The sequence below is a fragment of the Pseudomonas phoenicis genome, from assembly GCF_047302395.1.
In the GTDB taxonomy this organism is placed as follows: domain Bacteria; phylum Pseudomonadota; class Gammaproteobacteria; order Pseudomonadales; family Pseudomonadaceae; genus Aquipseudomonas.
Window position 1 is genome coordinate 1,678,368 of record NZ_CP154852.1, and the last position, 12,765, is coordinate 1,691,132.

A 12,765-nucleotide genomic window follows, 5' to 3' on the forward strand; every position below is an offset into this window, starting at 1 on the left:
GGCAGGGCGAATGGAAATGGGAGGCGTTTCTGTTAGGCCTGGGAAACTACCTTAAATGGGAAAGTTTCTTGATAAATAATTTTTCATGTTCACCCGTGTCAGCTTGTGGCATCTCAGGCTGAAACTCCCGGGCTGTGCGGCATGCAAGGCTCAGCGGTCGGGGAACACATCGCGGGCCACTTCCGGCGCGGCGAACAACCGGGTCGCGTCGTGGCCCACGCCGTCGATCTGCCATTGCCGGTGTCGGATGGGCAGTTGCCAGCGCCGCGCCAGGTCCGCTTCGTAACGCAGGTAGTCGAGCTGCCGCTCGACGCGGGTGCGGCCCTGGAGCTGCGCACCGCAGGCGCGGTCCATCACCCGGTCGTCGGGGTGGTCGTCCAGGCGCCCGACCAGGTAGGTGACGTCGCGGGCGGCATAGCGCTGGAACACCTGCCGCGGGCTCAGGCCCTGGGACGTGAAGTAGTCGGGCGCGCCGTTCAGGCCATAGCGGTACTGGTCGTAGTCCGGGCACGCCTGCAAGGAAGCCGTTTCGAAGCGCTCGCCTTGCAGGCGCGTGGCGTCCAGGTAGAGGTAGGACGATGGGCTGGACACCACGTAGCGCACGGCCAGGCCAGGGCGCAACGTCTGGTCGCCGCTGCCGAGCAGGGCGTAGCGTTGCATCAGTTGGCCCCCGGCCGAATGGCCGATGAGCACGATCTCCTGGAGTGCCGGAAAGCGTTGGCGGTCGCCGAGGTAGGTCAGCAGGTCGTCGAGCACCGTGAAACCGGCGATGCCGGTTCGGCCGCTCGACGAGGGCGTGCCGTGCATCCAGCGGTTCCTGGCCCACAGCGGCATGGTGGGCGTGGCGGCCCGGTCGTTGGGCGTGAGGAAGCGAGGCGCCAAGAGGAGCGTGTCGGCCGGGGTGAAGCCGGCGTGCTCGAGCAGGGTCTGGCCACTGGCGTAGTAAGCGTCGGCGTTGCGCTGCACGCCATGCACGATGACCACGGCACGCCGCACGGGAAGGCTGGGGCGTTGCAGGTCGGCGTTCGCGAAGGCCTGCAGGTCGTAGGGTGCTGGAGCGCCCAGGTGCAGGGTTTGCGGGGCGGCAAAGGTATGCGCGGTCAGCAGGCTGGTGAGCAGCACCAGGCAAACGCGTATGAAGGTATGCACGGCGCGCGGAGGCATGGGGCTACCTGCTGCTGGGGGTGGGCCGAGGGCACCTGCCGCGTTGCCAGTGATTGGGCTGGCGCCGCGAGATGAGTGACGAGCAGGATGGCAGCAAGCCGGCCGCGAGTGCCAATGAAACCTATCTCAAGGGGCACGCGTTCCCTTGGGCGATTTCGGTGTCGTGGCAGCGAACCGGCCGCTCCAACAGGAAGCGTGTATTTCAAGCTCACTGACCTGTGGTAGCGGCCGGTTTGGCGCTCCGATCCATTGTCTTCATAGCACTGCGGCCCTTCAGACACTTCAACACACTCACCAAATTGATGCGCATGCCCTCACGATGTGCACGCCTGGTGGGTCAACGCAGTCGGCTTCGACGGAAAAATTCGATAACCACCTGTTTACATTGAACATTCCATAATTGGCCCAATGCTTGCTGAGTCGGTTGCATAACTTGGATACAACATGGAATCCGCTATGCACATCGAACGATCACCCTGCTTCGGTTGGACGGTCAGCGAATGGATCGCAGCCTATCGGAAGCAGTCGCTGACCCCAGAGAGTCTACTGGCGCTGCTGGATGCATTCCCAAGTGACGACCGTGCCTGGATCAGCCTGGTCCAACGCGAGCAATTGACCGCGCAATTGGCGGAGCTGGAGCAGCGCCTCGCGGCAGTCGAGGGCGACCTCGACCGGTTGCCGCTGTACGGCGTGCCGTTCGCGATCAAGGACAACATCGATGCGGCAGGCTGGCCGACCACGGCCGCCTGCCCGGCCTTCGCCTACGTCGCCGCAAGCGACGCGGCCGTGGTCGGCAAGCTGCGTGCCGCCGGGGCGATCCTGATGGGCAAGACCAACCTCGACCAGTTCGCCACCGGCCTGGTGGGCACACGCTCCCCCCATGGCGCAGTGCCCAACAGCTTCGACCCCGACTACGTCAGCGGCGGGTCGAGCTCCGGCTCGGCGTCGGTCGTCGCGCGCGGGCTGGTGGCGTTTTCCCTGGGCACCGATACCGCAGGCTCCGGGCGGGTGCCCGCCGGCTTCAACAACATCGTGGGCCTCAAACCCACCAAGGGGCGGCTGTCCAACACTGGCCTGGTGCCAGCCTGCCGGACCGTCGACTGCATTTCGGTGTTCGCCTTGACCGTCGACGATGCGCAAACGGTGGCCGCCATCGCGGCCGGCTTCGATGCGACTGACGCCTATTCGCGGCCCAACCCCAATACCGCACCGGTTGCCATCGGCAACAAGCTTCGCCTCGCGATCCCGGACAGGCTGGAATTCTTTGGCGACGGCCAGAACCAGGCGGTGTTCGAACGGGCGTTGGCCACCTTCGAAGCGCTGGGCGCAGACATCACCCCCATCGATTTCACGCCCTTCCGCCAGCTGGCCGAGCAGCTCTATTACGGCTCCTGGGTCGCCGAGCGCACCGTCGCGGTGGAGGACATGCTGGCCCGCGCCCCCGAGGCGATCGACCCCGTGGTGCGCGGCATCGTCGAAAACGGCCTCGCCTACACCGCGCGCGATGCGTACAAGGCCGAGTACCTGCGCGCCGAGCTGAGCCGCCGGATCAACGACGGCCTGGCCGGCTACGACGCGCTCCTGGTGCCGACCTCGCCGACCCTGCGCACCTTGGCGGAAATGGACGCGGAGCCGGTGCTGTTCAACTCGCAGTTCGGCTACTACACCAACTTCACCAACCTGGCGGACCTCTCGGCGCTGGCGCTTCCGGCAGGCCTGCGCAGCGATGGCTTGCCCGCCGGCATCACGCTGATCGCCCCCGCCTGGCACGACCTGGCGCTGGCCGATGTGGGCAAGCGTTGGCAGGCCCACCTGAACCTGCCGCTCGGCGCAACCGGCCGTGCTTTGCCCGAGCCCACGCACGCCCCAGCGGCCCAGGCGCCGGGCAGCGTGCGCGTTGCCGTGGTCGGCGCCCATCTCACGGGCATGCCGCTGAATTTCCAACTGACGACCCGCAATGCGGTGCTGGTCGAGCAGACCCTGACGGCCGACCACTACCGCCTCTATGCCCTGCCCGGCACCGTGCCGCCCAAGCCCGGCCTGGCACGTGCGGACAGCGGCGGCCCGATCGTCGTTGAACTCTGGGACATGCCCATCGCACGTTTCGGCGAATTCGTGGCCGAGATCCCCGCCCCGCTGGGCATCGGCAACCTGACCCTGGCCGACGGCCGCACGGTGAAAGGCTTCATCTGCGAGCCCTGGGCACTGGCCGGCGCCCGCGACATCACCGACTTCGGCGGCTGGCGCGCCTACATCGCCAGCGTGCAGAACGCCTGACCACGCGCCTCCCGGCAATCGGGAGGCCACCCCCGCCATTCGCGCCACTACAGGGAGCGCAGCATGTTCCAGACCGTCCTGATCGCCAACCGCGGTGAAATCGCCGTGCGTGCCATTCGTACCCTCAAGGCTCTGGGGGTCAAAGCCGTCGCCGTCTATTCCGAGCCGGACCGCAATGCCGCGCATGTGCTGATGGCCGATGTCGCTGTCGCCCTGGAGGGCGAAAAAGCCGCAGACAGCTACCTGCGAATCGACAAGATCCTTGCCGCCGCCAGGCAAACGGGCGCCCAGGCGATCTACCCCGGCTATGGCTTCCTGTCGGAAAGCGCGGAGTTCGCCGACGCGTGCGAAGCGGCCGGCATCGCCTTCATCGGCCCGACGGCCGAGCAGATCCGCGAGTTCGGCCTCAAGCACAGGGCCCGGGAGCTGGCCGCTGCCGCAGGCGTGCCCATGACCCCAGGCACGGCCTTGCTGGACAGCCTGGAGCAGGCCTTGCAGGAAGCCGAGCGCATCGGCTACCCGGTGATGCTCAAGAGCACGGCGGGCGGCGGTGGCATCGGTCTGACCCGCTGCGACGACGCCGCCAGCCTGCGCGAGGCCTACGACGGCGTGAAGCGCATGGGCGAGCAGTTCTTCCGCGATTCGGGCGTGTTCCTCGAGCGTTTCATCGATCGCGCACGGCACATCGAAGTGCAGGTGTTCGGCGACGGCAAAGGCCGCGTCGTGGCCCTGGGCGAGCGCGACTGTTCCTTGCAGCGGCGCAACCAGAAGGTGGTCGAAGAAACCCCGGCGCCGCACCTGCCGGCCGCGACCCGCGAAGCGCTCCATCGCGCGGCGGTGAAGCTGGGCGAGTCGGTGCACTACCGCAGCGCCGGGACCATGGAGTTCATCTACGACGGTGCCTGTGACGCGTTCTACTTCCTGGAAGTGAATACGCGCTTGCAGGTCGAGCACCCCGTGACGGAGATGGTCACGGGCCTGGACCTGATCGAGTGCATGCTGCGGGTCGGCGCCGGCGACGCCCTCGATTGGGCTGCGATGGCGCGGGCGCCGCAGGGCTGCGCCATCGAAGTGCGTATCTATGCGGAAGACCCGCTGAAGCACTTCCAACCCAGCCCAGGCGTGCTGACCGAGGTGTTCTTCCCCGACGATGTGCGCGTCGACGGGTGGGTGAGCACGGGCACCGAAGTGTCGGCGTTCTACGACCCGATGATCGCCAAGCTGATCGTGCATGCCCAAAGCCGGGAACAGGCGATCGCCAAGTTGCAGGCCGCCCTCGGCGCGACGCGCTTGCACGGCATCGCCAGCAACCTCGACTACCTGCGGCAGATCGTTGCCGAGCCGCGCTTCCTGGCCGGTCAGGTGTGGACACGGCTGCTCGACGACTGCGCGTTCAAGGCCAGCGTCATCGAGGTGCTCGAGCCTGGCACCTACAGCAGCGTGCAGGACTATCCCGGGCGCCTGGGCTACTGGAGCATCGGCGTGCCGCCCTCCGGGCCGATGGACGATTACGCGTTCCGCCTCGGCAACCGCATCGTCGGCAACCACGAAAGTGCGGCCGGTCTGGAATTCACCTTGCAAGGGCCGACCCTGCGCTTCCACTGCGATGCGGTGGTCGCGCTGACGGGCGCGCAGTGCCCGGCCGAGGTCGACGGCGAGGCGGTACCCTATTGGGCGCCGATCCACGTCAGCGCAGGGCAGGTGCTCAAACTCGGCCGCGCGCTGGATGGCTGCCGAACCTACCTGGCGGTGCGCAACGGGCTGGATGTGCCGGTCTACCTCGGCAGCCGCTCGACGTTCGCCCTGGGTCAGTTCGGCGGGCATGCCGGACGCACGCTACGGCCTGCCGACATGCTGGCCATCTCGCAGCCCGATCTGCCGGCGTGCACCACCCCGGCGCCGGTCGGCGCGCCTTGTGCGGCGCCTGCGCAATTGATTCCCGAGTACGCCACAGCCTGGGACATCGCCGTGCTCTACGGCCCCCATGGCGCGCCGGACTTCTTCACCGCCGAGTCCATCGATGCGTTCTTCGCCACCGAGTGGGAGGTGCACTACAACTCCAACCGCCTGGGCGTGCGGCTGTCCGGCCCCAAACCCACCTGGGCGCGGGTCGATGGCGGCGAGGCGGGCTTGCACCCGTCGAACGTGCACGACTGCGAGTACGCGATCGGCGCCATCAACTTCACCGGCGACTTCCCGGTGATCCTGGCCAAGGATGGCCCGAGCCTCGGTGGCTTCGTGTGCCCGGTCACGATCGCCAAGGCCGAGCTGTGGAAAGTGGGCCAGATCAAGCCGGGCGACAAGCTGCGCTTCCACCCCATCAGCTTCGAGCAGGCCCAACTGCTGGAGCGCGCTCAAGAGCAAAGCCTGGCCACCCTGGCGCCGGCCAAGGCCGAGCGCTTGCCAGCGCCGTCGCTCGTGCCAGGGGCGACTTCGTCGGCCACCGTACTGGCGGAGATGGCTGCCGACGGCACCCGTCCGCGCGTGGTCTACCGCCAGGCCGGCGACAACTACGTGCTGATGGAGTACGGCGACAACGTGCTCGACATCGCCTTGCGCCTGCGCATCCACGTGCTGATGGCGGCGCTCGAGGCCAATCCGCTGCCAGGGCTCGAGGAACTGGCGCCTGGCGTGCGTTCCCTGCAACTGCGTTACGACAGCCGGGTGCTGCACCAGCGCACGCTGATCGAGCGCCTGATCCAGCTCGAACATGAGTTGGGCGACGTCACGCGCTTGAAGGTGCCGACCCGTATCGTCCATCTGCCCATCGCCTTCGAAGACAGCTCGACCCTGAGCGCCGTGGAGCGTTACCGGGAAACCGTCTGCGCCGAAGCGCCCTGGTTGCCCAACAACGTCGATTTCCTGCAACGCATCAACGGCCTGGCGCACCGCGATCAGGTCAAGGACATCGTCTGTCAGGCCAGTTATCTGATCCTGGGGTTGGGCGACGTGTACCTCGATGCGCCCTGCGCCGTGCCGCTCGACCCTCGCCATCGCCTGCTCAGCTCGAAGTACAACCCGGCCCGCACCCATACGGCCGAAGGCGCCGTGGGCATCGGTGGGATGTACATGTGCATCTACGGCATGGACTCTCCCGGCGGCTACCAGTTGGTCGGGCGCACCCTGCCCATCTGGAACAAGTATTCGAAGAACGCCCAGTTCAAGGACGGCCAACCCTGGCTGCTGCACTTCTTCGACCAGGTGAAGTTCTACCCGGTCGAGGAGGATGAACTCAACGCCTTCCGCGAGGCGTTCCGCGAAGGGCGCGCGCAGATCCGCATCGAGGAGACGCAATTCGATTTCGCCGAATACACGCAATTCCTCGCGGCCAACGCGCCCAGCATCGCCGACTTCCAGTCGCGGCAGAAGCAGGCCTACGAAGCGGAGGTCGAGCGCTGGAAAGAGGCTGGCATCGGGCAACCGCAGGCCCTCGCCGAGGCCGCGGTGGCACAGGCGCCGGAGCATCCCGGGCAGCGGGTCTGCGCCGACCTCAACGGCAACGTGTGGAAGGTCCTGGTGGAGGAAGGGCAAGCGGTCGAGGCCGGGGAAAAGCTCGTCGTCATCGAGGCGATGAAGATGGAGCTCGCCGTGGTGGCGCCCGTCGCCGGCACGGTGGCGGCGATCGGTTGTGTGCCTGGTAGGCCAGTGGTGCCGGGCGATGTCCTGGTCTACATCGACGCGCACGAAACGGCCGACGTTTGAACATGATCCGGACACGCCGTGAAGGCGTGTCCGTCACTGGATAGCCGACATGCAGATTTCATCCCCGAACATGACCAAAGATCGCCCCGACAACCTGGTCGAGCGGATCTACCAGCAGCTCAAGAACGATATCTTCGAGTTCCGCCTGCTACCGGGCGACCGCTTCAGCGAGGGTGCGGTGGCACAGCGCATGGAGGTCAGCCGCACACCGGTGCGCCAGGCGCTCTATCGGCTCGAGCGTGAAGGCTATCTGGAGGTGTATTTCAGAAGCGGCTGGCAGGTCAGGCCTTTCGACTTCAACTACTTCGAAGAGCTGTACGACGTGCGCATCGTGCTGGAGCTGGCGGCCGTGGGTCGCCTGTGCCAGCTCGAAGCGCAAAGCCATCCGCTGCTGGAATCGCTCAAGGCGACCTGGCTGGTCGCAGAAAACGACCGTCTGGACGACAGCAAGACGGTCTCGGCGCTGGACGAGCGTTTCCATTGCGCACTCGTCGAAGCGACAGGGAATGGTGAGATGGCGCGGCTGCATTACGAAATCACCGAGAAGATCCGCATCATCCGGCGCCTCGACTTCACCCAGGAGCCGCGCATCGCCGCGACCTACGAAGAGCATGGACGCATCCTCAGCGCGATCCTGCAGCGCCGCACGGACAACGCGCAGCAGTTGCTCAAGGCCCACATCGAGGTCAGCAAGAAAGAAGTGCGCAAGATCACCCTGCACATGCTGCACGTCGCACGGCAGCGGGCGCAGCTGAAGTCGGTGAATCCCTGAAGCGTCGATTCGACTGCCCAGATGTACCCACACAACAACACTTCCCAACGTACTGGAGCGCCTGCATGAAACGTCGCAGTCTGATCAAAGCTTTCACGTTGTCCGCCTCGATCGCCGCCCTGGGTTTGACCTGGACCGTCCAGGCGGCCGAGACCATCAAGGTCGGCATCCTGCACTCGCTGTCCGGGACCATGGCGATTTCCGAGACCTCGCTCAAGGACATGGCGTTGATGACCATCGAGCAGATCAACGCCAAGGGTGGGGTCAACGGCAAGCTGCTGGAGCCGGTGGTGGTCGACCCGGCCTCGAACTGGCCGCTGTTCGCCGAGAAGAGCCGGCAGTTGCTGACCCAGGACAAGGTCGCGGTGGTGTTCGGCTGCTGGACGTCGGTGTCGCGCAAATCCGTGCTGCCGGTGTTCGAGGAACTCAACGGCCTGCTGTTCTACCCGGTGCAGTACGAAGGCGAAGAGATGTCGCCGAACGTGTTCTACACGGGGGCCGCGCCCAACCAGCAGGCGATCCCGGCGGTGGAATACCTGATGAGCGAGGAAGGCGGCGCGGCCAAGCGCTACTTCCTGCTCGGCACCGACTACGTCTACCCGCGCACCACCAACAAGATCCTGCGCGCCTTCCTGCACTCCAAAGGCGTGGCCGACAAGGACATCGAAGAGGTCTACACCCCGTTCGGCCATGCCGATTACCAGACCATCGTCGCCAACATCAAGAAGTTCTCCGCGGGTGGCAAGACGGCGGTCATCTCCACGGTCAACGGCGATTCGAACGTGCCTTTCTACAAGGAGCTGGCCAACCAGGGCCTGAAGGCCACCGACGTGCCGGTGGTGGCCTTCTCCGTGGGTGAAGAGGAACTGCGCGGCATCGACACCAAGCCACTGGTAGGCCACCTGGCCGCATGGAACTACTTCGAGTCGGTACAGAACCCGGTCAACGCCCAGTTCGTCTCCGACTGGAAAGCCTACGCCCAGGCCAAGCACCTGCCGGGCGCCGACAAGGCGGTGACCAACGACCCGATGGAAGCCACCTACGTCGGCATCCACCTGTGGGCCCAGGCCGCCGAGAAGGCGGGCAGCACCGATGTCGACAAGGTCCGCGAGGCGCTCGCCGGGCGGACCTTCGACGCACCCTCGGGCTTCACCCTGACCATGGACAAGACCAACCATCACCTGCACAAGCCGGTGATGATCGGCGAGATCCAGGACGACGGGCAGTTCGACGTGGTCTGGCAAACCGAGCAGCCGCTGCGGGCGCAGCCGTGGAGCCCGTTCATTCCGGGCAATGACAAACGCCCCGACCATGCGGTGAAGGGCAACTGATCCCTGCAGCCCCGTCGCTGGCGAGCCGGCGATGGGGCGCTGGAGCGCACCACCCACCGTTACCCAAAAGGGACCCTGTTCCATGCCCAAGGCCCTCTACCGACTCCTGCTTTCCCTGTGCCTGCTGCTGCCCTGCGCCACGCACGCCAGCGAAGCCGACTATTTTGCCGCCGCCAAGCCCAACGAGCAGGCGCGCCTGCTGCAAGACTGGGCGGCGCTGCCCGACCCTGCCCGGCTGGGCCTGCTGGCGTCGTTGCAACAAGGCCGCCTCGGCGCCGACGACACCCGCAAGCTGCGCTTGAACAACCGCCTGCGCGGGCTGGTAGCCAACGCCCTGGCCAGCCACCAGTTGCTCAGCGCCGATGCGGCCGTGCGCCTGCAAGCCGCCCAGCAATTGCAGAAGAGCGCGCAACCGGCCCAGGTCGCGTTTCTCGACCGTCAGTACGCCCAAGAGCGGGACGACAGCGTGCACGCCGCCCTCGGCCTGGCCCTGGCCAACCTGCAACTGGGCGCCGCCGAACCCTCCGTGCGCCTGGCTGCCGTACGGTTGCTCGGCGAGACCGGCGACCCCATGGCCCGCACCCGCCTCGAGGCCCTGCTCGACCCGGCCGTGGAAAGCGACGCCGGCGTGCGCACCGCCGCGCAAACCAGCCTGGCCCAGGTCGAGCGCAAGCTGCTGATCGGCGAAATCCTCGGCCAGGCCTTCAGCGGCCTGTCTCTGGGGTCGATCCTGCTGCTGGCCGCCCTGGGCCTTGCCATCACCTTCGGCCTGCTCGGGGTGATCAACATGGCCCACGGCGAGATGCTGATGCTTGGCGCCTACACCACCTACGTGGTGCAGATCGCGGTCCAGCGCTACGCCCCCGGCGCGCTGGAGTTCTATCCGCTGCTGGCCCTGCCGGTGGCGTTCGCCGTCAGCGCCACAGTCGGCATGGCCCTGGAGCGCACGGTGATCCGCCACCTCTACGGCCGCCCGCTGGAAACCCTGCTCGCCACCTGGGGCATCAGCCTGATCCTGATCCAGGCCATCCGCCTGGCATTCGGCGCGCAGAACGTCGAGGTGGCCAACCCGGCCTGGCTGTCCGGCGGCATCCAGGTGCTGCCGAACCTGGTACTGCCGTGGAGCCGCATCGTCATCATCGGCTTCGCCCTGTGCGTGGTGCTGCTGACCTGGCTGCTGCTCAACCGCACGCGCCTGGGCCTCAACGTCCGCGCGGTAACGCAGAACCGCAACATGGCCGCCTGCTGCGGTGTGCCGACCGGCCGTGTGGACATGCTCGCCTTCGGCCTCGGCTCGGGCATCGCCGGGCTCGGTGGCGTGGCCCTGAGCCAGGTCGGCAACGTCGGGCCGGACCTGGGCCAGAGCTACATCATCGATTCCTTCCTGGTGGTGGTGCTCGGCGGCGTCGGGCAACTGGCCGGCAGCCTCTGGGCCGCCTTCGGCCTGGGCATCGCCAACAAGCTGCTGGAACCGCAGATCGGTGCGGTGCTCGGCAAGATCCTCATCCTTGCGCTGATCATTCTGTTCATCCAGAAGCGTCCGCAAGGCTTGTTCGCCCTCAAGGGACGGGTAATCGACTGATGAACCAGCCACTGCTTGTCACCGCCACGCAAAAGGCCGGCGCGAAACTGTCCCTGGCCCTCGGCGCCATCGTCCTTGCCGTGCTGCTCGCCCTGCCGCTGCTCTCGCTGCTGCCGGAAGGCCATACCCTGCACGTCTCGGCCTACACCCTGACCCTGGTCGGCAAGATCCTCTGCTACGCCATCGTCGCCCTGGCCCTGGACCTGGTCTGGGGCTACGCCGGCCTGCTGTCGCTCGGCCATGGCCTATTCTTCGCCCTCGGTGGCTACGCCATGGGCATGTACCTGATGCGCGAAGCCGCCGGCGACGGCCTGCCGGCGTTCATGAGCTTCCTGTCGTGGAGCGAACTGCCCTGGTACTGGGCCGGCACCCAGCATTTCGCCTGGGCCCTGTGCCTGGTGGTGCTGGCGCCCGGGCTGCTGGCCCTGGTGTTCGGCTACTTCGCCTTCCGCTCGCGGATCAAGGGCGTGTACTTCTCGATCATGACCCAGGCCCTGACCTTCGCCGGGATGCTGCTGTTCTTCCGCAACGAAACCGGCTTTGGCGGCAACAACGGCTTCACCAACTTCCGCACCCTGCTGGGCTTCGACATCACCGCGCAGGGCACCCGCGCGGTGCTGTTCCTGCTGACCGTGGCCCTGCTGGTGGGCAGCCTGTTGCTGGGCTGGCGCCTGGCGCAAAGCAAGTTCGGCAGGGTCCTGACCGCACTGCGCGACGCCGAGAACCGGTTGATGTTCTGCGGCTACGATCCGCGTGGCTTCAAGCTGTTCGTCTGGGTGCTGAGCGCCGTGCTCTGCGGCCTGGCCGGGGCGCTGTACGTGCCGCAGGTGGGCATCATCAACCCCAGCGAGATGTCGCCGACCAACTCCATCGAAGCTGCCGTATGGGTCGCTCTGGGCGGGCGCGGCACCCTGATCGGCCCGCTGCTCGGCGCCGGTCTGGTCAACGGTATGAAGAGCTGGTTCACCGTGGCGTTTCCCGAGTTCTGGCTGTTCTTCCTGGGCGCGCTGTTCATCCTGGTCACCCTGTACCTGCCCAAGGGCGTGGTCGGCCTGCTGAAGAAAAGGGGCGAACAATGAGGTTCCCGTCTGTCCATCCCGAATTCATGCTGGAGCCGATCATCGACGAGGGCCGTGGCCGCGACGCCATCGGCCTCGGCAGGGGCGTGTCTGCGGGCCTCGACGCTCGCCACGGCACGGTGCTGACCCTGGAGGACATCAACGTCAGCTTCGACGGTTTCAAGGCCATCGATGGCCTGAACCTGTACATCGGCGTGGGCGAGCTGCGCTGCATCATCGGCCCCAACGGCGCCGGCAAGACCACCCTGATGGACGTGATCACCGGCAAGACCCGCCCCAGCAGCGGCAAGGCCTGGTTCGGCGACACCCTCGACCTGACCCGCATGAGCGAAGTGCAGATCGCCCAGGCCGGCATCGGCCGCAAGTTCCAGAAGCCCACGGTGTTCGAAGCGCTGACGGTGTTCGAGAACTTGGAACTGGCGCAGAAGACCGACAAATCGGTATGGGCCTGCCTCGGCGCGCGGCTCAGCGGCGAGCAGCGCACGCGGATCGATGAAGTGCTGACCACCATCCGCCTCGAGGCCTCGCGCCACCGCCCGGCCGGCTTGCTGTCCCACGGGCAGAAGCAGTTTCTCGAAATCGGCATGCTGCTGATGCAGGACCCGCACCTGCTGCTGCTCGACGAGCCGGTGGCAGGCATGACCGATGCCGAAACCGAGTTCACCGCCGAGCTGTTCAAGCGCCTGGCCGGCAAGCACTCGTTGATGGTGGTGGAGCACGACATGGGCTTCGTCGGCAGCATCGCCGACCAGGTCACCGTGCTGCACCAGGGCAGTGTGCTCGCGCAGGGGTCTTTGGCGCAGGTACAGGCCGATGAACGGGTGATCGAGGTCTATCTGGGGCGATGAGGACAACACC

The 12,765-nt window shown here is 66.5% G+C and carries 8 protein-coding genes; 7 read left to right on the plus strand and 1 reads right to left on the minus strand.

Going from position 1 to position 12,765, the window contains the following annotated elements:
- Nucleotides 1–150: 150 nt before the first annotated feature.
- Complete coding sequence (locus AA0Z93_RS07620; protein ID WP_413045684.1) at nt 151–1,164, minus strand: hypothetical protein; 1,014 nt, start codon at nt 1,162–1,164, stop codon at nt 151–153.
- Nucleotides 1,165–1,620: 456 nt separating this feature from the next.
- Between AA0Z93_RS07620 and atzF the strand changes: the two genes are divergently transcribed.
- From atzF to urtD, 7 genes are all read left to right on the plus strand, one after another.
- Nucleotides 1,621–3,441: an allophanate hydrolase gene (gene atzF, locus AA0Z93_RS07625; protein WP_413045683.1), complete on the plus strand. Its 1,821-nt coding sequence runs from the start codon at nt 1,621–1,623 to the stop codon at nt 3,439–3,441.
- A gap of 63 nt (nt 3,442–3,504) precedes the next feature.
- Entirely contained in the window at nt 3,505–7,143 is a 3,639-nt protein-coding gene (uca, locus tag AA0Z93_RS07630) for an urea carboxylase (protein ID WP_413045682.1), read from the plus strand.
- A 49-nt stretch (nt 7,144–7,192) separates the two neighbouring features.
- The gene (locus AA0Z93_RS07635; protein ID WP_413045681.1) at nt 7,193–7,915 is read left to right on the plus strand and encodes a GntR family transcriptional regulator; all 723 of its coding nucleotides are present in this window, start codon (nt 7,193–7,195) and stop codon (nt 7,913–7,915) included.
- Nucleotides 7,916–7,980: 65 nt separating this feature from the next.
- Nucleotides 7,981–9,246, plus strand: coding sequence for an urea ABC transporter substrate-binding protein (gene urtA, locus AA0Z93_RS07640; protein WP_413045680.1), 1,266 nt, complete (start codon nt 7,981–7,983; stop codon nt 9,244–9,246).
- Nucleotides 9,247–9,328: 82 nt separating this feature from the next.
- Nucleotides 9,329–10,828, plus strand: a complete 1,500-nt coding sequence (gene urtB / locus AA0Z93_RS07645) for an urea ABC transporter permease subunit UrtB (protein WP_413045679.1) — start codon at nt 9,329–9,331, stop codon at nt 10,826–10,828.
- Complete coding sequence (gene urtC / locus AA0Z93_RS07650) at nt 10,828–11,907, plus strand: urea ABC transporter permease subunit UrtC (protein WP_413045678.1); 1,080 nt, start codon at nt 10,828–10,830, stop codon at nt 11,905–11,907. Before urtB ends, urtC begins: the two co-directional genes overlap by 1 nt.
- Nucleotides 11,904–12,755 (plus strand): urea ABC transporter ATP-binding protein UrtD, encoded by an 852-nt coding sequence (urtD, locus tag AA0Z93_RS07655; RefSeq protein ID WP_413045677.1) that lies wholly within the window; start codon nt 11,904–11,906, stop codon nt 12,753–12,755. Before urtC ends, urtD begins: the two co-directional genes overlap by 4 nt.
- The last annotated feature ends 10 nt before the right edge of the window (nt 12,756–12,765 follow it).

What these genes read in the sequence shown, in the direction of transcription:
- uca (WP_413045682.1), top strand. Translation starts at nt 3,505, where the DNA reads ATGTTCCAGACCGTCCTGATCGCCAACCGCGGTGAAATCGCCGTGCGT.
- AA0Z93_RS07620 (WP_413045684.1), bottom strand. Translation starts at nt 1,164, where the DNA reads ATGCCTCCGCGCGCCGTGCATACCTTCATACGCGTTTGCCTGGTGCTG.
- AA0Z93_RS07635 (WP_413045681.1), top strand. Translation starts at nt 7,193, where the DNA reads ATGCAGATTTCATCCCCGAACATGACCAAAGATCGCCCCGACAACCTG.
- urtA (WP_413045680.1), top strand. Translation starts at nt 7,981, where the DNA reads ATGAAACGTCGCAGTCTGATCAAAGCTTTCACGTTGTCCGCCTCGATC.
- urtB (WP_413045679.1), top strand. Translation starts at nt 9,329, where the DNA reads ATGCCCAAGGCCCTCTACCGACTCCTGCTTTCCCTGTGCCTGCTGCTG.
- atzF (WP_413045683.1), top strand. Translation starts at nt 1,621, where the DNA reads ATGCACATCGAACGATCACCCTGCTTCGGTTGGACGGTCAGCGAATGG.
- urtD (WP_413045677.1), top strand. Translation starts at nt 11,904, where the DNA reads ATGAGGTTCCCGTCTGTCCATCCCGAATTCATGCTGGAGCCGATCATC.
- urtC (WP_413045678.1), top strand. Translation starts at nt 10,828, where the DNA reads ATGAACCAGCCACTGCTTGTCACCGCCACGCAAAAGGCCGGCGCGAAA.